The organism is Actinomyces polynesiensis (assembly GCF_000820725.1).
GTDB lineage: Bacteria > Actinomycetota > Actinomycetes > Actinomycetales > Actinomycetaceae > Pauljensenia > Pauljensenia polynesiensis.
On record NZ_CCXH01000127.1, the window covers coordinates 1 to 20,046 of the forward strand.

Consider the following 20,046-nt stretch of genomic DNA (forward strand, 5'->3'; position numbering starts at 1 on the left):
CGCATCGCCGCCTCGGACCCCCGGCTGTGGACCTCGATCCTCGCCGGCAACGCCGGACCCGTCTCGCAGATCCTGGCCGCCGTGCGCACGGACCTGGACGACCTGCTCGTCCACCTGCGGGCCGCGGCCGCGGAGGGGCCCCTCGAGGGCGGCTCCGTCGGGGCCGTGAACCGCGTGATGGAGGCGGGCAACAGGGGAGTGGCGCGCATCCCCGGCAAGCACGGGGGCGCCCCCCAGCGCTTCGCCGAGGTCGAGGTGCTCGTGCCCGACCGACCGGGGGAGCTCGGACGGCTCTTCTCGGAGCTCGGCGAGATCGAGGTCAACATCGAGGACCTCACCCTGGACCACTCGGCGGGCCAGCGGGTGGGCGTGGCACGCCTCATGGTGGACCCCGCCCGCGCCCGCGACGCGGAGGTGGAACTGGAGCGGCGGGGGTGGCGCATCATCGCCCACGCCACCTCCGAGGGCAGCTGAGCGCGCACGCGGGGCAGGGTGCGGACCGGTGCGGGCTCGGCCCGCCGACGTCCCGCCCCGGGGGCAGGCAGGGACACGGCGGCCGCGACGGCCGCGACGCACGAGGGAGGGGTCACGCAGTGGACCGGACACGACGCAGGGAACTCATCACGCGGGTCGGCATCACGATCGGGGTGGACGGTCCCGCAGGGTCGGGCAAGTCGACCGTGTCGAAGCGGGTGGCACTCGACCTTGGCATCGGGTACCTCGACACCGGGGCCATGTACCGCGCGCTCACGTGGTACGCACTGGACCGGGGCATCGACCTGTCCGACCAGGACGCGGTGGCCGCCGCGGCGGACGCCATGCCGCTGGAGCTCGACTCACACCCCCTGGACCCCCACGTGCTCGTCGGCGGGGTGGAGGTGACCGACGAGATCCGCACACCCCGCATCTCCGAGGCCGTGACCGCGGTGTCCACGAACCTGCAGGTGCGCCACTGGATGGCGCGTGAACAGCGACGCCGCATGCTGGAGGCGCGTGAGGCCGGTTCCGGGATGATCGCCGAGGGCCGTGACATCACCACCGTCGTGTGCCCGGACGCCGACGTGCGCGTCCTCCTGCTGGCGGACCCGCAGGCACGTCTGCGCCGCCGCACCCAGGAGCTCTACGGGGACCAGTCGCCGGAGCACCTGGAGGCCACGCGTCGCCAGGTCGAGGACCGCGACGCCGCGGACTCCACGGTCACGGAGTTCCTGGAGCCCGCCCCCGGCGTCAGCGTGGTCGACTCCTCGGCACTGGGGATCGACGAGGTCGTCGCCGCCGTCCTCGCCCTCGTCGACCGGGACCTGACGGAGCGCACCCACCCCTGACCGCGAGGTCCGCTCAGTTCCGACGCTGAGGTCCGCTCTGTTCTGACGCTGAGGTCCGCTCTGTTCGAGGGCTGAGGTCCGTCCTGTTCCGACCTCGAGGTCCGTCCCGGTCCTGCGCCGGGGCGTGCGCCAGTGGCACGGACGAGGGCGGGACCCGGGCGCCCTCACACCAGTCGGTGGCGCGGGGAGACCTTCTCCGTCTCGGAGGGATCCGTGATGGCCTCGGGAGCCAGGACCTCGTCGATGGCGGACACGGTGTCGTCATCGAGCAGCACACCGGAGGCGTGGACGTTCTCCGAGACCTGCTCGGGGCGGGAGGCACCGATCAGGGCGGCCGCCACGGCGTCGTTGTGCAGCACCCAGGCCAGGCCGAGCTGCGCCATCGTGAGCCCCTCCTCGGCGGCGATGGGCTCCAGCCGCTGGACGGCGCGCAGGATGTCCTCGGTGAGGAAGTGCTCGATGAAGCTGCTGCCCCCGCCCTTGTGGTCGGTGGCGCGCGATCCCTCCGGAACGGCCGCACCGGGGCGGTACTTGCCCGTGAGGACTCCCTGGGCCAGGGGCGACCACACGATCTGGGAGATGCCGAGCTCGCGGCTGGTGGGGATGACCTCGCCCTCGATGACCCGCCACAGGGCAGAGTACTGGGGCTGGTTGGAGATCAGCTGGAAACCGAGGTCGCGGGCGAGCGCATGACCTGCGCGCAGCTGTTCGGCGGTCCACTCCGACACCCCGATGTAGAGGGCCTTGCCGGCGCGCACCACGTCGGCGAAGGCCTGCATCGTCTCCTCCAGCGGCGTCTCGTAGTCGAATCGGTGCGCCTGGTAGAGGTCGACGTAGTCGGTGCGCAGTCGCGTCAGGGAGGCGTCGATGGACTCCATGATGTGCTTGCGCGAGAGCCCGGTGTCATTGGGGCCCATCGGGCCGGTCGGGAAGTAGACCTTGGTGAAGATCTCCAGCGAGGCGCGACGGTGACCCTCCAACGCCTCGCCGAGGATCGACTCGGCCGCACCGTTCATGTAGGTGTCCGCGGTGTCGAAGGTCGTGATGCCGGCGTCGAGGGCCGCCTGGACGACCTCGACCGCCCGGTCGCGCCCGACCTGCCCGCCCGCCGTCACCCAGTTGCCGAGGGTGAGTTCGCTGATCTTGAGTCCGGACGTCCCCGAGGTACCTGTGCTTGATCGTCATGGTGTGAGGCTATCGCCGGGGCGGGGCGCGTGCGCGCCGGACGCGCAGTCCACGGTGAGCACCTCCCCTCCCGGATGAGGACCTCCCCCCGTGGACTGCCACGGGGGGAGGAGGGGCGAGGATGCCCCCGGTGGGGCTTGCCCGGTCGGGGAGGCTCCCGGACGGGCGGTCGCTCAGAGGGTGAAGGCGGAGACGAAGTCGTCGAGGGCGGCGTCGGAGTCACCGGAGGCGAAGGCCTCCATCGCGACCGTGCCCCGGTACCCCATGGCACCGAGTGCGCGGGCGACGGCGGGGTAGTTGACCTCGCCCGTGCCCGGCTGGGCGCGTCCCGGCACGTCCGCCACCTGGATCTCGCCGATCCAGGGCAGGGACTCCCGGCACAGCTCGATGAGGTTCCCCTCCCCGATCTGGGCGTGGTACAGGTCGAGGTTCATCCGGAGGGCGGGGGAGTCCACGGAGGAGACCAGGGTGCGTGTGTCCGCCGCCGTGTCGAAGGGACATCCCGGGTGGTCGACCGCGGTGTTGAGGCTCTCCAGGGTGAAGGTCCGCCCCGCCTCCTCACCGAGGGCTGCGAGCCGGGCGAGGGTGTCGCGGGCGTGCAGCCAGTCGGCGTGGGAGGGATGTGCATTGGCGACGACGGGGATGCCGCCCTCGCCGAGCCCCGTGCCGTGGAGGTTGAGCCGCGGGCAGTCGAGGACGGCGGCAGCCTCCAGGGACTCCCGCGCGGTCTCGAGGAGGCGTTCGCCTCCCCGGTCCGTCGTGAGGTCGCCCTCGAGGTAGCCCGTCATGGAGACGACCTCGGCGCCGCTGGCGGCGATCGCCTCGAGGTCCTTGTCCTGCCAGCCCCAGATCTCGACCTTGAGGCCGCGATCGCTGATGCGCGCGATGCGCTCGAGGAGCGGTCGGTCGGTGAAGATCATCTCGGCGCAGGCGGCGAGGGTGAATGCCATCGGAGTACTCCTTCTTCGTGTGGTGTCAGTGGGCATGCCGGGCCGAACGTCCGGCGCGGAAGTGCGCCTCGATGTCCTCGAGGCTGCGGCCCCGGGTCTCCGGGACGCACAGCGCCGTGAACGTGATGGCGAGGAATCCGATCGCGGCGAAGAGGTAGAAGGTCGCCTGCGCGCCGATGCTGTCGGTGAGGATGGGGAACACCGGGGAGATCGTGCAGTTGAAGATCCACATGACGGTCACCGCCAGACCGGTCGCGAATCCGCGGATCCGCTGGGGGAGGATCTCGGACAGCAGCAGCCAGGTGGCCACCGAGACCGAGGACTCGTTGATGAGCACGAAGACGGTCATCACGATGACGATGCCCGTGGCGAGCACGGTGTTGACCGGCTGACCCTCCCGGTGGTCGCCGAGGAGCAGGAAGAAGGTGCCCAGGAGGAGGAGCACCGAGGTGGTGCCGACCTGACCGGCCAGCAGCAGGGTCCGTCGCGGGATGCGGTCGACGATCGCACGACCCAGGTACACCGCCAGGATCGCGATGCCACCCACGGCCACGGAGTTGACGAGGGAGGCGAGCTCCCCCAGTCCGACGTAGTCCTTGAGGACCGTGGGGGCGTAGTACATGACCGTGTTGATGCCGGAGGCCTGGTTGCAGATCGCCACACCGACCGCGACGAGGATCGCGCGTCGCATCCACGGGGTGCGGAAGTCCGACCAGCCCCCCGAGTCGGCCTGCGACTGCCGGGCCTCGTCCTCGATGTTGCGGCGGGTCTCGGCGAGCTCGTCCTCGACCTCCCCCGGTTCACGGATCTGGAGCAGCACGGCGCGTGCCTCGTCCTCGCGTCCCTGCTGGAGCAGCCAGCGCTGGGACTCCGGGACCGAGCGCATGCCCCACCACAGGAGCATGGCGGGGACGATCCCGAGGGCGAACACCACGCGCCAGGCGTTGTCATCGGGGTAGATCCACGCGATCAGTGCGTTGGTGAGGAAGACGCCGCCCTGGCCCCAGGCCCGCAGGAGCGAGGACTGGGTGACGAGGCGTCCGCGGTCCTCCGTGGGGGCGACCTCGGAGATGTACATGGGCACGATCGCGGAGGCGACACCGACCGCGAGCCCCAGGACGACCCGGGAGAGCACGAGGATCCACGGTGACCAGGCGAGTGCGGCGATCGCGGCACCGACGGCGAACACGATGGCGGCGTGCGAGATCGCGGTGCGGCGACCCACACGGTCGGCGAGCTTCCCGCCGATCGACGAGCCGAAGGCCGCGCCCACGAGCAGTGATGAGACGATGAGCCCGACCTGGAACGAGCTCAGGTGCATCGAGCGGTGCATGAAGACGAGGGCGCCCGAGATGACGCCCGTGTCGTAGCCGAAGAGGAGCCCTCCGATGCTGGCGACATTGGCGATGCGTGCGACCTGGCGTTTGGTGCCCCCCCGCCGGCGGGGCAGCGCTGACCTGGATTCCTGGCGACGACGACGTCACGGTTTCTCCCTCGAACGCGGCCCCGTGGGGCGCGTGGTCCCGAACCGTCCGCGGTCAGGATGCGGGAACAGTGGGACCATATGATAGGACAAAGACGCAAGCAGGCCTGACAAAGTGTCAGGAGCCGACCCGAGGAGGAGTCACATGAGCACTGCAATCAACCTGGACCGCGGGGACTGGTCCGACCTCACCGCGGACGCGATTCTCGCACAGGAGACCGAGACCGAGCTGCCGCGCTTCACCGTCGACGATGCACACTGGCTGGGGGAGCGCATCGTCTCCCTCGCAGGTCAGAAGGAGTCTGACATCACAGTCGCGGTCCGCCACGGGCACCGGTCGGTGTTCCTCCGGGCAGGCTCCGCCACGGTCCTGGACAACGAGGGCTGGGTGCGTCGCAAGTCGAACGTGGTGGAGCTCCTCGACATGTCCTCCCTGCGGGCCAACCGTGTGTGGGCAGGTGACGAAGTCGCGTTCCTCGCGAACAAGGCGGTGGATCCCGCCCAGTACGCCATCCACGGGGGCGCGGTGCCGGTGCGGGTCTCCGGGGTGGGCCTCGTCGGGGTGGCGACCTGCTCGGGCCTCGTCTCCGAGGCGGACCACACGCTGGTGGTCCAGGCGCTGGCGGACCTGCGCGAACACCTCTCCTGACGGCCCCGGCGCGGTCCGGTCGGACCACCCGGTTGCCCGGGTCCGGTCCCGGTCCGCGCCGACGGGTCGGTGTGGTCCACGTCGCCCCGGGCGATTGGCCCCCGGACCGTGTCGTGGGCTAGCATGTTCCAGTCGCCGCGGGAGCGGCGACGACGGGCTGTGGCGCAGTTTGGTAGCGCACTTGACTGGGGGTCAAGGGGTCGTGGGTTCAAATCCCGCCAGCCCGACGCAAGAGCCCAGGCGAGAGAAGGTTACTCGCCTGGGCTTCATCATGTCCGGGGGTCGTTCTCCGTGTTCCCCCCTCCGGTCCGCCCGGCGCGGCCAGCTGTGGACGGATGGGGCGCCTTGAGCCCGCTTCCTGTGGACAACGGGACCAGGACGCTTGCGGGAGCACTCCCGCGGACGCCGGAGAGCGCATCACGGACCCCCGGCCGCCGGGCTGCTGCGCCGGACGTGCCTGCACTGCCCGGCGGCGGAGACCAAGAGGTGCCCTTCCGCTCCGGCCACGTGGAACCGCCCGCCGACCTGCCGGACGGGCCGATGCCCTCGACATCCCGAGCGGGCACTCGGGCGATCGCCCGGGCCGCCGGCTCACCGCCCGGGTGTCGGCGGCGTCGCAGCGGACCAGCGCGTCGCGGCCGGCTCGGTCGGGCGCAGGGCTTTTCCGTTGGCCAGATGGCCAATATGAAAGGCGCGCCCACGCCCGTCACCCCCCGTCCAGTGACCGGGCGCGGTCAGCCGCCCCCGGGCCCCCCGAAGCCGAATGAGGTCAGCGTCGCATCGAGGACGGCCCGCATCCGCTGCGCGGTCATGCGGTCGGGGTAGAGGGCCACCTGCGCGCCCAGGCCGTCGATGAGGGCGATCAGCGCGTCGACGACCACCGCCGGATCCGCGACTCGCGTCCCCTGCTCCGCCTGCGCATCCCGGACCAGGGCCTCGAGGACCTCATGGGTCTCCTCGTAGGAGCGCCGGCGCTCCTCCGCCACCCGGGCGTCACCCAGCGCGTACCCCCAGAAGGCGAGCTCGATCTGTTCGCCGGTGCGGTCCTCCTCGGCAATGGGGAGCGCCTCGTGGACCGCGCGCCGAAGCGCCGCGACACCCGACTGCCCCGCGAGGTCCACCCCGATGCGGTCCGCGAGCAGTTCGTAGGAGCGTTGGAGGGCGGCACGCAGGATCTCGTCCTTGCCGGTGAAGTAGTGGGCGATGATCCCGTGGGAGACGCCCGCCTCGTTCGCGATCTCCCGGGTCGTGGCCCCGGCCAGCCCCGCACGCGACACCACGCGCAGGCACGCGTCCACGATCTCCCGACGACGCTCCGCATGGTCGACGATCTTCGGCATGTCGGCCAGCCTAGCGGTCGGGGTCCACACGAGGGCGCACTCCACCCTTGACGGAGACCTCGACCTGACTTAACTTGGCCATACGGCCAATAACAAGACCCCCTCGTCCAGATCTCCAACCGAGCGACATCACCCCTCTCCGGGAGGTGGTGGTGGGGCCGTACAAGCCGTTCACCTGGTGGAACCTGATCTGGGATTCCGTGAGGTACCCCGCTCTCGCCAGCCTGCGGTACGTCAGCAACAACAGGGTCCAGGTGCCCGACCACGACATCGCCCGACGCCAGCACGAGGCGTTCGTCCAGACGATCCTCGACTCCGGGGTGCAGGTCCACACCCTCCGCTCCCTGCCCGACGTCGACATCCAGCTCTACCCCCGCGACCTCGCCTTCGCGGTCGACGGCACGCTCTTCCTCTCGCGTTCACGCGACCCGATCCGCCGCAAGGAGCAGCGCGCACTGGACGCTCTCCTGCCCGAGCTGTCACGGGTGGAGCGCCTCAGCGGCGGGTACATCGAGGGCGGCGACGTGATGGTCACCGATGACGTGGTGCTCGTCGGGCTGGGGGAGGCCACCAACCTGGCCGGTGTCACCGCCCTGCGAGAGGCCTTCGCACGCGTCGGCATCGACCGGGAGGTCCTCCCGATCGAGTTCTCCGGCAGGGGAGTGGTCCACCTGGACACGAAGTTCACGATGGTGGGCCCGGGGCTCGGCTACATCCACTCCGCGTCCCTGACGCCCTACTCGCGCAGCCTCCTGGCCGAGCGCTTCGAGCTCATCGAGGCCACCGACGAGGAGGCGCGCGACCTCATGGTCAACACCGTCGCCCTCGCACCCGACCGGATCATCATCGACCGGCGTGCCCACCGCCTCGCCGAGGCACTGCGGGCGCACGACGTGGAGCCGGTGGCCCTCGACTTCTCGGAGGTCACGAAGTTCCCCGGCGGCTTCCGCTGCGCGACCCTGCCGCTGCGCCGGGGGGACCAGGGCGACTGAGCCGGCCCTCCCGGTCACCGTCCGCCCGGGCCTGCGACCGCCACCGCGGCCGCAGGTACCGCCGGTCGGCTCAGAGCACCGTCCCGTCCGGGATCCGCTCGGATCCGTCCGAGAACAGCTCGACGTCGCCACGCACCACCACACCGCTCCCGAAGGTGAAGTCCCCCTCCACCCTCAGCGAGTCCGCCTCCTCCAGGGAGGGAGGGCCGGCCGGGAAGCGGGCCTCGAAGTCGTCGATGAGCTTGTAGAACCGCGGGTCCAGACGCACCACGGGGCTGATCTCGCGTCCCACCAGCCGCGCGTCCTCGGTGAACTCGTAGATGTCGCTGCGCAGGACCAGCAGGTCGGCGGTGGACTTCACCGGCAGGAAACGGCTGCGCGGGACCCCGATGGCCTCCGCACCGTCGAAGATCTCCACGGCCGCCCCGATGGCACCCTCCAGCTGGAAGACGGCGGGGGAATCCGCGTCGGCGGGGTCCAGCGTCTTGCGGTTGATGATCAGGGGCAGGGAGAGGGTGCCCTGGTTGCCCTCCAGCACCTCCTCGAGCTGCTCCAGATCGAGCCAGATGTTGTTGGTGTGGGCCCAGGGGTGGCGGTGGATGTCGATGAAGGACTCCATCTCGTCGGGACTGACCTGGGCGGTGTCGCGCAGCACGAGACGCCCGTCCGAGATGCGGTGCGCGAGGTGGCCGCCCTTGCGGTCCATGTCCGTGCGCTCCGTGACCTCGGCGGCGTAGGGGGCCCCGGTGGCGGCGAACCACCCGGCCAGGCGCGGGTCGGGGACTGCCCCGAGGTTGTCGATGTTGGCCACGAACAGGTACCGGAATCCCTCCGCCCGGAGCTTCCCCACGAGGCCCGAGGCGTACAGGGACGGGTAGAAGTCCCCGTGCCCGGGTGGGCACCACTCCAGGTCCGGGTGGGCGGGCCAGCTCGCCGGCATGTGCGTGTCCGCCAGGAGCTTGGGCTCCCGGCTCTGCACGAACTCCAGGGGGAGGTCGCCCACGGGCAGGTCGGGGTAGGCCTCGAGGGCCTCCAGCGAGGCCTCCGAGGTGTTGTAGCTGTTCATCAGGAGCAGGGGCAGCTGCACACCGTGCGCCTCCCGCAGTGCCAGCACCTGACGCACCACGATGTCCAGGAAGCTCAGGCCGTCGCGCACGGGGATCAGGCACTTCGGCCCCGCCAGTCCCATGGACGTCCCCAGGCCCCCGTTGAGCCTGATGACGGCGGTCTGGGCCAGGGCACGTGTCGCGGCCTCGTCCAACGCCTGGTCCGCCAGGACCGGAGGATCGGTGAGCGGTTCCAGGTCGGCCTCGTGGACGTAACCCGTCTCCCCGCTGGCCAGTCGCCGGTAGCGGTCGGTGAAGGCCGCGACCACCGAGGGGGCGGCACCGTCCGCGCGGAGCTTGTCCACCGAGGCGTCGAGGGCGGAATCTGTCATGTCGTCACTCCCATGTGGTCGCGGGAACAGTGGGTCTCCGCTCACAGAGTCTAGGACACTCCCGGGGCACGTCCCCGCCCCCTGTGTCCCTCCCGCGCACCGCCGACGGGGCCGACGCACCCGGGTGCGGTGGCCTCTGCACGGTCGCCCGGTGCGGTCGCCGGGTGCGGTGCCCGGAGCGCCCACCCAGCGCGGACAGCCAGCACGTCCACCCGGCGCGCTCACCCGGGGCGCTCACCCGGGGCGATCACCTCGTCGGCGAGGACGGCGGCCCTGCCCTGCTCCCGCAACGCCGCGACCCTCGCAGAGGCTGCGCCCTCGTGCCCGCCGTCCACCGGGACGACCTCGGGGAACACCCACCGCACGGGGAGTCCGAAGGTCGCGCCGGCGATCCCTCCCGCGGCCAGCTCCCCCGCCGCGTGCAGCGCCCGGGCACCACCCGCACGGACGTCGACGACGAGGGCGGGCCCCACGTCCAGCAGGCCACGCAGCAGCGGCCAGGCGGACGCGAATCCGGGATGGAGCGGCAACGCGTCGACCCGGTCCACGGGGACCCAGGCCAGGGCGAGGCTCTCGGCGTCGGAGATCACCGGTTCGAAGGGTCGGGTCACCCGGGCGACGAGGGTCGAGTAGCTCCACACGCCGCGGTCGGCGACGCTGAGGAGGAAGGGACGCACCGCGTCCTGGGGGACTCCCGCCTCCTCGCGGGCCTCCCGCAGTGCGCCCTGCCGGGCGGACTCGCCCCGGTGGAGCGCCCCGCCCGGCAGGGCCCAGGTCCCCCCGTGGTGGCTCCAGCCCACCCGGTGCTGCATGAGGACACCGCGGGAGGGGTCGTGTGCGAGCAGCCCGGCTGCCCCGTAGCGGCCCCAGAACCTCTCCCCGTCGGAGGCGACCACGAAGGCGTCACCGGGGTCGAGGGGACCGTGGGGCCGACGTGGGTCGCCCGGGAGGGGGGTCTCGATGCTCACCTGCGCAGCCTCCCACTCCGGGGGAGCGCCGCGCGAGCCGGGGCGGGCCGGACCGCCGCCCGTCAGGACAGGGGAGGTGTGCCGGAGGGGCCGTGGGACGCCGTCGTCACGGCCGACGCCGACGCCGATGCCGACGCGAGGATGTCCAGGCCGAGCTCCCCGGACAGCCACTGCGCCGCCAGGGTCCCGCGCACGCTGTTCCCGTGGGCATCCAGGAGCGGGGAGTAGCTCCCCAGCGCTCCCTTCCCGGGGGAGACGGTGACGATGCCACCGCCGATCCCGCTCTTCCCCGGCAGCCCGACGTCGACGAGCCACGACCCGGAGGACTCGTACATCCCGGCCACCGTCATGACGGCCAGGGCGACCCGCGCGGCCTCCTCACCGACCACGCGTTCACCCGTCCACGGGTTGACGCCCCCCGCAGCCAGGCAGGCGCCCATGTGGGCCAGGTCCACCGCGGTGACCTCCAGGGCACTCTGGCGCGTGTAGAGCTCGGTGGCCTCCATGGCATCCCCCCGGATCGCCCCGGCACCGGCGAGCAGCAGGGCGAGGGCCCTGTTCTGGGTGTTCGTCCGGCGCGAGGTCTCCAGGGTCTCGGCGTCGGGGAGCAGTTCACGCCCGGCGAACCGTGACAGGCCCGCGCGCAGGTGCTCCCAGCGCGACTCCAGGTCGGCACCGGGTGTCAGGCTGGTCGTCGCGATGGCACCGGCGTTCACCATGGGGTTCGTCCGCCCTCCCGGCGAACGCTCCACGGCGGTCGCCGAGTTGAAGGGCAGACCGGTCGCGTCCACACGCACGAGGTCGCGCACGGGTGCGGTGCCGTGCTCCTGGCACGCCAGTGCGAAGACGAAGGGCTTGGCCACACTCATGATCGGGAAGGGGACCCGCGAGTCGCCCACCTCGTGCAGGGGACCGTCTGCCCGGGCCAGTGCGAGGCCGAAACAGCGCGGGTCCGCCCTCGTGAGCGTCGGGTAGACGGGGGAGAGGTGTCCCTCCTCGACACCGGCGACCTCGTCGTGGCACCGCAGGAGGACCTCCTCGACGCGGGTGTCCTCGGGGAGGTGCCCGGTGGAGGTGAACCGGTGGTCCCCGCCCGGGGAAGCCGGGGAAGAAGGTGTGGGTGTCATCGTGTCCTCTCCTCGAGCACTCCGAGCGCGCTGCGGAGTCTGTCCCGTGCCCGCACCACTGCGGTGCGGTGCTGCACCACGGAGGCCTCGTCGTCCCCCGGTCCACTGCGCGCCAGGAGGTCCACGGCGGCGACGAGGTCGGAGACGACGGGACGCAGGTCCTGCGCCCTCGCGCGGCGGTCGCGGTCGACGTCCGCCGTGGACAGTGCGTCGAGGTCGGCGTCCACGGCGACCAGGTGCGGGCGGGCGGACCCCCACACGCTGGCGGCCTCGGCCGGGGTGGCGGAGGCCAGGACCGTGACCACGACGGAGTCCACCACCCAGTGCAGCTGCGAGACCACCGAGTCCATGCGTCTGTCCCAGTCGCGTCGCGGGCGGGTGCGTCGACGCAGGAACCAGAGCAGTGCCGCCACCACGGCCGCCACCACGGCCGCCACCACGGCGACCAGGGGCCACCAGGAGCGGCTCCCGTCCTCCTCACCCGCAGGCTGCGTCCCCGTGGGGGTGGGCTCGGTGGTGGCGGCACCGGTCGGGGTGGTGGTCCCTTCCGGGGCGGTCGCCGGCGCGGTGGCGTCCCCGGACCCCTGACCTGCCCCGTCGTCCGCAGGGTCGCCCGCCGTGGAGTCGTCGCCTCCCGGACGGAGCACGGGCAGGGACGGTCGCGAGGTGATCGAGGGGAGGGAGGGGAGCGCGGTCGGCAGGGAAGTCGGCAACGCCGTCGGCAGGGAGGACATGGGGGTGTCGTCCTCGCACCCGGTGCCGCCCAGGAGCGTCGCGCCCACCAGGGCCACCCCGAGGAGCCCGCGACACACGCGGGCCCGGAGCAGACCGGTCACTCGGGGTTCGGTCACGGTCACCTCACTGGTCGGGGGGCGGAGGACCCCGCGTCCCGAGGTCGCAGGGACCATCCCAGGGAGCCCCCCGGGCCCCGCCCCATCCCTGCGGGTGGGGGATGACGGGCCCGAGGGCGACCGGGGGACGAGGGCCGCGGCGCACGTCCCCACTCCGGAGGGCGCCCCGGCAGGTCCGACCACCGGTGCGACCACAGGTCCTACTCCAGGTGCGGCTGCCCCGAGGAGGCGCTCGTGCCGCCGTCCACCGTCAGCACGGATCCGGTCACGTACCCGGCATCGGGGCTGGCGAGGAAGAGCACGGGACCGACCACGTCCTCCGGTTCCCCCGGACGACCCAGGGCGATGCGGTTCGTGAAGGCGGAGAGATCCTTCCCGCCCTCCCAGACCCCCGCGGTCATGTCGGTGATCGTGAAGGCCGGCGCGACCGCGTTGAAGCGCACGCCCCTCCCTCCGTAGTCGAGTGCGAGGGAGCGCACGAGACCGTTGATCGCGTGCTTGGTGGCGTTGTAGGCGGCCTGCCCCCAGTCCCCGTACTCCCCGGAGACGGAGGAGACCGCCACGACGTTCCCGCGCGAGGCGACGAGGTGGGGCGAGGCCGCCACCACGAGGTTGCGCAGCCCCCCGACGTTGACGTCGAAGAGCGAACGCCACCTGTCCTCGGGCAGGTCCACGAGTTCTCCCGAGGCGTACAGGGCGGCGTTGCTGACCACCACGTCGAGTGCGCCGAAGGCGTCCAGGGTCGCGGCGACCAGGGACCCGACGGCCTCCGGGTCCGAGACGTCCGTGGGGACGGCGAGGGCCCGGTCAGGTCCGTACCCCTCGATCGTGGAGTGCAGCGGCTCCGCGTGCCGTCCGGCCACGACCACGTGGGCCCCGTTGTCCAGGAAGCCCCGCGCGATCGCACGGCCCATGCCCGAACCTGCCCCCGTGACGATGACGACCTTCCCCTCCAGTGCGTAGTGGTTCGCGCTCATGCGTGCCGTGCACCTCCCTCGACGTGGATGGTCTCCCCGCTGACGAAACCGGCGCCGAGCAGCCACAGCACCGCGGAGGCGATGTCCTCGTTCTGCCCGACCCGACCGACGAGGGTCTGCTGTGCCGCACCCCGGAGGAAGTCTCGCTCGGCCTCCTCACCCATCGTGTCCCAGCTGCCGGAGTCGATGATCCCCGGGGAGACGGCGTTGACACGGATCGGGGCGAGCTCGCGCGCCAGGTGCGTCGCGGCGAAGGCCACGGCGCCGTTGGTGATGCCCATGACCGCGTAGCCGGGTGCGGGGTTCCAGGCGGCGACGCCGGAGAACAGCACGATGGAGCCGGTGGGTGGGAGCACGGAGGCCGCGTGCTTGGCGAGGAGCATGGGACCGATGACCTTCGCCTCGAAGGCGGCGACCGTGAGGTCGTGGTCGAGGTCGGTGACCGGCACGTCGTGGTGGGCCGATGCCGTGACCTCGATGTGGTCGAGGGGACGGACCTGCTCCAGGTCCTCCACGATGCTCGCCTCGTCGGTGACGTCCACCCGGACCCACTCCGCACCCGGCACGTCGGCGGCCGCGTCAGCGCCCCGTCCTGCGTCCCGCGCACCGATGACCGCCGTGGCACCCGCCGCGGCGACCGCTCGGGCGAGGGCGAGTCCGATGTCGCGGGCACCTCCGATGATGAGGACCCGCTGACCGGTCAGATCCGGTCCGACGTGGGGAGATGACATGCTGACTTCCTTCCGTGGGCGGCTCCCGGGCGACCGCGGGCGACCACGGCCCCGTTGGTGGGACCAGCGCATGTTCGGCGCCGGGGTCGCGCACGCGGGCACCCCGGCCCACCCGGGTCCGGTTCGCGCTGGCACGTCGGGCCCCGGGGAGTCCCCCACATCCGCTGGACCATTTCCGCCCGCACGCGCACCATGGGAGTCATGCAGAGCACCCAGCGCACGGCGCCCGAACGCCACCAGACCGACACCGCGCTGGTGTCGGCGAGCCGCCAGGAGGCCGACGAGGTGCTCGCCGGGCTCCACTCCCGGGCGGAGGGACTCACCGACGCCGAGGTCTCGACCTCGAGGGACGCCAACGGCCCCAACGTCGTCCAGGAGTCGCACCCGCCGACACTGCTCGGGACGACGCTGCGCTCCTTCCGGAACCCCTTCGTGCTGCTGCTCATCGTGCTCGCCGTGATCATGGCGGTCACCGACGACCGGATCGGCGCCACGACCATCACCGTCATGGTCGCCATCTCGGTCATCCTCAACACCACCCAGGAGTACAAGGCCACCCGTGCCGCCCACGCCCTGCAGGCCATGGTCGTCTCCACCACCACGGTCATCCGCGGGGGAGCGGCCCAGGAGGTCCCCGTCACCCGGGTCGTCCCCGGTGACGTCGTGGAGCTGAAGGCCGGCGACCTCATCCCGGCGGACCTCAGGGTCATCCGTGCCAAGGACCTCACCCTGTCCCAGTCGTCGCTGACGGGCGAGTCCCGCCCACAGGACAAGACCTCCCACGCGCTGGACACTCCGGCCGATGACATCCTCCATGCCCGCAACGTCTGCTTCATGGGGACCTCGGTGCTCTCCGGGAGCGGCCTGGGCGTGGTGGTCTCCACCGGCCACCACACCTACTTCGGGGCCATGGCACGCGCCGTCGAGGAGGTCCACCCCAGGTCCGCCTACGACCTCGCCATCCGCCGGGTCACGATGCTCCTCATCAGGCTCATGCTCGTGATGGCGCCGATCGTCTTCCTCCTCAACTGGTGGCACACCGGGGACTGGCTCCAGGCCCTGCTCTTCGCCGTGGCGATCGGGGTCGGCCTCACCCCCTCGATGCTGCCGACCATCATCTCCGCCAACCTGGCCCGCGGCACCAGCTTCATGGCGCACCGCAAGGTCATCGTCAAGGTGCCCGACGCGATCCAGAACCTGGGTTCCATGGACGTGCTGTGCACGGACAAGACCGGGACCCTCACCGAGGACCGGATCGTCCTCCAACGTCACCTCGACATCGACGCCCACCCCAGTCGGCTCGCGCTCGTGGTGGGCTACCTGAACTCCATGCACTCCACCGGGGTGCGCAACACCCTCGACGATGCCGTGATCGCCGCCGTCGACCAGGGCGACCGGCCGGCGCTCCCCACCTACCGTGTCGTGGACGAGATCCCCTTCGACTTCGACCGGCGCCGGCTCTCCGTGGTGCTCGACCGCGTGCCGGACATCGACACCCTGGCCGGCACCGGGGAGGTCAAGGACGTCGGACCGCAGGAACTGCGCCTGGAGGACGGGGAGGACCTCCTGGTCACGAAGGGTGCCGTCACGGAGGTCATGCAGGTCTGCACGCGGGTCCTGTCGGGAGGGCGCATCCAGGACCTCGACCAGGACGCGCAGACACGTGCCAGGGCCACCACGGACCGACTCAACTCCCAGGGCATGCGGGTGCTCGCCGTCGCCACCCGCATCGTCCCCGGTGACGTCGCACGTTCCCGCTTCGTCAAGGACGACTGGGACTACACCCCGGCGGACGAGACGGACATGACCCTCATCGGTTTCCTCGCCTTCCTGGACCCTCCCAAGGAGTCCGCAGGAGCGGCCGTCGAGGCACTGCACGCGGCCGAGGTCGACGTCAAGGTCATCTCCGGTGACTCGCACCTGGTGTGTGCCCATGTCGTGGACTCCCTGGACATGTGGAAGGACACGCCGGCCGAGGCCCGCCCCGCACGCTCCATGACGGGCCGGGAGGTCGACGCCCTGGACGACACCGCGCTCGCCGGACGCGTCGAGGAGGTCCTGGTCTTCGCCGAGATGAGCCCCCTGCAGAAGGCCCGCGTCGTGGGCGCGCTCCAGGCCCGCGGCCACGTCGTCGGCCACATGGGTGACGGCATCAACGACGCCCCCGCCCTGCGCCGTGCGGACGTGGGCATCTCCGTGACCGACGGCGTCGACATCGCCAAGGACACCGCGGACATCATCCTGCTCGAGCAGGACCTCCGTGTCCTCCACGACGGGATCATGGAGGGGCGCCGTACCTTCGGCAACATCCAGAAGTACCTCAAGATCGCCGTCGCATCGAACTTCGGCAACGTCTTCTCCGTCCTCATCGCCTCCGTGTTCATCCCGTTCCTGCCGATGCTGGCCGTCCAGCTGCTCGTGCAGAACATGCTCTACGACATCAGCCAGACGTCCCTGCCCTGGGACCGGATGGACGCCTCGTTCCTGGCCAGGCCGCGGCGCTGGACCGACGGGCACATCACCCGCTTCATGGTCGTCATGGGGCCACTGTCCACGGTGTTCGACGTGGTCGCCTTCCTCGTCATGTGGTTCGTCTTCGGGGCCACCGGCACCACGGCCACGGGCGCGACCGACGTCGCCTCCCAGCACCTCTTCCAGACGGGGTGGTTCCTCGTCGGGATCTGCACCCAGATCATGGTCGTGCACATGATCCGCACCGAGAAGATCCCGTTCCTCCAGTCCCGGGCCGCAGCGCCCGTGATGTGGGCGAGCGCCGCCGCGATCGTCACCGCCCTGCTCCTCCCGCTCCTGCCCGTGACGGCCGACGCCTTCGACTTCGTCGCGCCCCCGGCCGCCTTCTACCCGTGGCTGCTGCTCATCGTGGCGGCCTACTGCCTGGTGACCCAGTGGGCGAAGGGGCTCTACGTGCGTCACTGGCACGAATGGCTGTGACGGGGTCCACGCACTCCCGCTGACCTCCACGACGGCCGCGCCACGTCCCGACCTCGCGCGCGAACGGCCGGTCCGCACCGACAGGGCCGCTGTGGCACATGCCTCCTCCCCGGGGCCCGGCCCCGGTTGCGGGCCGCGCGGCACTCCTGCACCCTCGGGGGAGCGGAGTCCCGCCCCGCCCTCGTCGACCCCGGAGGACCCCACCCGTGCCGAGCACCGTCCCCGCCCCCTGGAACGCCCTGTCCCCGGTCGCAGGTACGGACCCCTCCTCCGGCTACGAGGGCCTCATCGGGTGGGTGCTCTCCCTGATGGACACACTCGGGGAGGTCGGCGTGGGAGTGGCACTGCTGGCCGAGACCTTCATCCCGCCCATCCCCTCCGAGGCGGTCCTCCCCGCTGCCGGGTTCCTCGCCTGGGAGGGTCGGATTGACCCCGTGGGCGCCTGGTGCGCCGCGACCGTGGCGGCCCTGCTGGGGGCATGGATCTGGTACGCGGTGGGAGCGGCGCTGGGGCCGGTGCGGACCAGACGTCTGGTGGGTCGCCTCCCGCTGTTGGGGCACGAGGACTTCGACCGCGCCGAGCGCTTCTTCGCACGGTGGGGCGGGACCGCCGTGCTGGTGGGACGCTGCGTGCCACTGGTGCGGTCCTTCGTCTCGATTCCCGCCGGCGTCGCACGCATGCCGTGGGCGGTCTTCAGTCTGTGGACCGTCCTGGGGTCCGGGGTATGGAACGGCCTGTGGATCGGCCTGGGGTACGCCTTCGGCCCGGCCGTCCGACCCGTGCTCGAGGAGTGGAGCGGGCTCCTCTCCTCCGTCGTCGTCGTGGTGGTGGCCCTGGTGGCTGGCGTGTTCCTGGTCCGCCGCGTGGTGGCGCGGACGAGGGCGACGCGGCGCAGTCCTGTCCCGGGCCGACGGCCCGACAGGGCATGATGGAGGGGCACAGATCCCGACGGAACCGTGAGGGACCCATGACTCCACGCCTGACCACCACCGTCTCCGCCCCCACCGGTGTCAGTGGGGGACGGATGCTGCCGTGAACGCACTGCTGGGGGTGCTCGCCGCCACCTTCGCCGCACTCCTCCCCATCACCAACCCCCTCGGCGCGGTGGCCACCTTCGCGGCACTGACGGAGGGGCAGGAGCCCGCACGTGTCCGCGGGCAGGCCTGGCGCACCGCCGCGGACGTGGCCGCGGTGCTCGTCGTCTTCGCCCTGCTGGGGACGCTCCTGCTCAACGCGCTCGGCGTCTCCCTCGCCTCACTCCAGATCGCCGGCGGCATCGTGGTCGGTCACGCAGGCTTCCGGATGCTCGTCCCGTCGGAGCAGATGAGCGCCCCTGAGCAGGAGAACACCCACACGAAGCCGGACATCTCCTTCTCGCCCATGGCACTCCCGCTCATCGCGGGCCCGGGCGCCATCGGTGTCGTCATCGCCCTGGCCGCCCGACATCCCGGCGTCGGCGCCAGGCTCGCCATCGTCCTGGGCATCCTGGCGATATCCCTGCTCATCGGGGCCACGCTGCGCTGGGGGACACCCCTGGTCGACCGTCTCGGACCGACCGGCACCGGCGCACTGACCCGCGTGATGGGGTTCCTCATCCTCGTCATCGGTGTGGAGCTCGGCGTGCACGGGATCCAGGCGCTCAAGCTCTGAGCGCCTGGACGGCCGACCCGGCGCGCGGCCCCGGGACGGCGGCGGGACCGCGTCCCCTCAGCGCCGGCGACGCTCGCGTACCCGCACCGAGATCTGGATGGGGGAGCCCTCGAAGCCGAAGTCCTCGCGCAGGCGACGCTCGATGAAGCGGCGGTAGGCGGGATCGAGGAACCCGGTGGTGAAGATGACGAAGCGGGGCGGGCGGGTCGAGACCTGTGTGGCGAAGAGGATCCTCGGCTGCTTCCCGCCGCGCAGGGGGTGCGGGTGGGCGGCGACCAACTGTCCCAGGAAGGCGTTGAGCCGACCCGTCGGGATCCGCGTCCCCCAGCCCTCCAGGGCCGTCTCGAGGGCCTTCGTGATGCGGTTCGTGTGCCAGGAGGTGAGTGCCGACAGGTTGATGCGGGGGGCCCACTGGACCTGGACGAGCTCCCGTTCCTGCTCGTCGCGCAGCTCGGCCTGCCTCTCGCCGTCGACCAGGTCCCACTTGTTGTTGACGATGACCAGTGCCCTGCCCGCGTCCACGACCTGCTGGACGACGCGGACGTCCTGCTCGGTGAGGGGCTCGGAGGCGTCGAGGAGGACCAGGGCGACCTCCGCCTTCTCGATGGCCGCCTGGGTGCGGATGGAGGCGTAGTAGTCGGCGCCCGTGGTGCGGTGCATCTTGCGTCGCACACCGGCGGTGTCCACGAACCACCACTCCTTCCCGTCGAGCTCGACGAGCTCGTCGACCGGGTCGCGCGTGGTGCCCGCGAGTTCGTTGACCACCACGCGCTCGGCGCCCGCCAGGGCGTTGAGGAGGGAGGACTTCCCGACGTTCGGTCGTCCGACGAGGGCGACGCGGCGGGGCCCACCCTCCGGGAGCGGACGTGCCACGGCCGAGTGCTCGGGCAGGACCTCGAGGATCGCGTCGAGGAGGTCACCGGTCCCGCGGCCGTGCAGGGCGGAGACGGGGTGGGGCTCGCCCAGTCCCAGGGCCCACAGGTAGGTGGCGTCCGCCTCCTGCACCTGCGAGTCGACCTTGTTCGCGGCGAGCACGACGGGTCGGCCCGACCGGCGCAGCATCTCGACGATGCGCTCGTCGGTGGAGGTGACCCCGACATTCGCGTCCACGACCAGCAGGACGGCGTCGGCCATGTCCACGGCGACCTCGGCCTGTTCGGCCACCGAGCGCTCCAGCCCGCGGACGTCGACCTCCCACCCACCGGTGTCCACGAGGGTGAAGTCACGACCGGCCCACTCCGCGGGATAGGACACCCTGTCGCGGGTCACCCCGGGGGTGTCCTGCACGACGGCCTCCCGGCGGCCGAGGATCCTGTTGACCAGGGTCGACTTGCCGACGTTGGGGCGTCCCACCACGGCCAGGACGGGGTTCCCGGAGGGGCCCGGCAGGGCGACGGCGTCCTCCTCGCCGCCCTCGAGGACGGCGAG

At 71.7% G+C, this 20,046-nt stretch carries 16 protein-coding genes, 1 tRNA gene and 2 pseudogenes; 8 read left to right on the top strand and 11 right to left on the bottom strand.

What is annotated here, in order from left to right:
* Positions 1-474: pseudogene (locus TA90_RS15030) on the top strand (prephenate dehydrogenase); the annotation flags it as partial.
* A gap of 119 nt (positions 475-593) precedes the next feature.
* Entirely contained in the window at positions 594-1,325 is a 732-nt protein-coding gene (gene cmk, locus TA90_RS05955; protein WP_043535102.1) for a (d)CMP kinase, read from the top strand.
* 164 nt (positions 1,326-1,489) lie between these two features.
* On the opposite strand, the gene TA90_RS05960 is transcribed toward cmk, so the two are convergent.
* The 3 genes and pseudogenes from TA90_RS05960 to TA90_RS05970 form a co-directional block, all read right to left on the bottom strand.
* Positions 1,490-2,467, bottom strand: coding sequence for an aldo/keto reductase family protein (locus TA90_RS05960; protein ID WP_052450564.1), 978 nt, complete (start codon positions 2,465-2,467; stop codon positions 1,490-1,492).
* A gap of 216 nt (positions 2,468-2,683) precedes the next feature.
* On the bottom strand, positions 2,684-3,460 hold the full coding sequence (locus TA90_RS05965; RefSeq protein ID WP_043535103.1) for a TIM barrel protein: 777 nt from the start codon (positions 3,458-3,460) through the stop codon (positions 2,684-2,686).
* Positions 3,461-3,485: 25 nt separating this feature from the next.
* Positions 3,486-4,913, bottom strand: a pseudogene (locus tag TA90_RS05970) (sugar porter family MFS transporter); the annotation flags it as partial.
* A gap of 175 nt (positions 4,914-5,088) precedes the next feature.
* On the opposite strand from TA90_RS05970, the gene TA90_RS05975 reads away from it, so the two are divergent.
* Entirely contained in the window at positions 5,089-5,592 is a 504-nt protein-coding gene (locus TA90_RS05975) for a heme-binding protein (RefSeq protein ID WP_043535105.1), read from the top strand.
* A 153-nt stretch (positions 5,593-5,745) separates the two neighbouring features.
* Positions 5,746-5,819: transfer RNA gene (locus TA90_RS05980), tRNA-Pro, on the top strand.
* A 507-nt stretch (positions 5,820-6,326) separates the two neighbouring features.
* Here TA90_RS05980 and TA90_RS05985 read toward each other — a convergent pair.
* Positions 6,327-6,932, bottom strand: a complete 606-nt coding sequence (locus TA90_RS05985; RefSeq protein WP_074015321.1) for a TetR/AcrR family transcriptional regulator — start codon at positions 6,930-6,932, stop codon at positions 6,327-6,329.
* Between the two features lie 152 nt (positions 6,933-7,084).
* Between TA90_RS05985 and TA90_RS05990 the strand changes: the two genes are divergently transcribed.
* Complete coding sequence (locus tag TA90_RS05990) at positions 7,085-7,924, top strand: dimethylarginine dimethylaminohydrolase family protein (protein WP_187120098.1); 840 nt, start codon at positions 7,085-7,087, stop codon at positions 7,922-7,924.
* 70 nt (positions 7,925-7,994) lie between these two features.
* On the opposite strand, the gene TA90_RS05995 is transcribed toward TA90_RS05990, so the two are convergent.
* The 6 genes from TA90_RS05995 to TA90_RS06020 form a co-directional block, all read right to left on the bottom strand.
* On the bottom strand, positions 7,995-9,362 hold the full coding sequence (locus TA90_RS05995; RefSeq protein ID WP_043535106.1) for a UTP--glucose-1-phosphate uridylyltransferase: 1,368 nt from the start codon (positions 9,360-9,362) through the stop codon (positions 7,995-7,997).
* 221 nt (positions 9,363-9,583) lie between these two features.
* Complete coding sequence (locus TA90_RS06000) at positions 9,584-10,330, bottom strand: NUDIX domain-containing protein (protein ID WP_052450568.1); 747 nt, start codon at positions 10,328-10,330, stop codon at positions 9,584-9,586.
* A gap of 62 nt (positions 10,331-10,392) precedes the next feature.
* The gene (gene glsA / locus TA90_RS06005; RefSeq protein ID WP_052450569.1) at positions 10,393-11,457 is read right to left on the bottom strand and encodes a glutaminase A; all 1,065 of its coding nucleotides are present in this window, start codon (positions 11,455-11,457) and stop codon (positions 10,393-10,395) included.
* On the bottom strand, positions 11,454-12,308 hold the full coding sequence (locus tag TA90_RS14575) for a hypothetical protein (RefSeq protein ID WP_147513401.1): 855 nt from the start codon (positions 12,306-12,308) through the stop codon (positions 11,454-11,456). The genes glsA and TA90_RS14575 overlap by 4 nt, the downstream gene beginning before the upstream one ends.
* A 200-nt stretch (positions 12,309-12,508) precedes the next feature.
* The gene (locus TA90_RS06015) at positions 12,509-13,285 is read right to left on the bottom strand and encodes a meso-2,3-butanediol dehydrogenase (RefSeq protein WP_043535108.1); all 777 of its coding nucleotides are present in this window, start codon (positions 13,283-13,285) and stop codon (positions 12,509-12,511) included.
* Positions 13,282-14,016, bottom strand: a complete 735-nt coding sequence (locus tag TA90_RS06020; protein WP_043535109.1) for an SDR family oxidoreductase — start codon at positions 14,014-14,016, stop codon at positions 13,282-13,284. The genes TA90_RS06015 and TA90_RS06020 overlap by 4 nt, the downstream gene beginning before the upstream one ends.
* A gap of 201 nt (positions 14,017-14,217) precedes the next feature.
* On the opposite strand from TA90_RS06020, the gene mgtA reads away from it, so the two are divergent.
* The 3 genes from mgtA (at position 14,218) to TA90_RS06035 (ending at position 18,618) form a co-directional block, all read left to right on the top strand.
* Positions 14,218-16,968: a magnesium-translocating P-type ATPase gene (gene mgtA / locus TA90_RS06025; RefSeq protein WP_043535110.1), complete on the top strand. Its 2,751-nt coding sequence runs from the start codon at positions 14,218-14,220 to the stop codon at positions 16,966-16,968.
* A gap of 206 nt (positions 16,969-17,174) precedes the next feature.
* Complete coding sequence (locus TA90_RS06030; RefSeq protein ID WP_052450570.1) at positions 17,175-17,897, top strand: DedA family protein; 723 nt, start codon at positions 17,175-17,177, stop codon at positions 17,895-17,897.
* A gap of 103 nt (positions 17,898-18,000) precedes the next feature.
* On the top strand, positions 18,001-18,618 hold the full coding sequence (locus tag TA90_RS06035; protein WP_147513402.1) for a MarC family protein: 618 nt from the start codon (positions 18,001-18,003) through the stop codon (positions 18,616-18,618).
* Between the two features lie 57 nt (positions 18,619-18,675).
* Here TA90_RS06035 and der read toward each other — a convergent pair.
* On the bottom strand, positions 18,676-20,046 hold a 1,371-nt coding region (gene der, locus TA90_RS06040), incomplete at its 5' end, for a ribosome biogenesis GTPase Der (protein ID WP_043535111.1).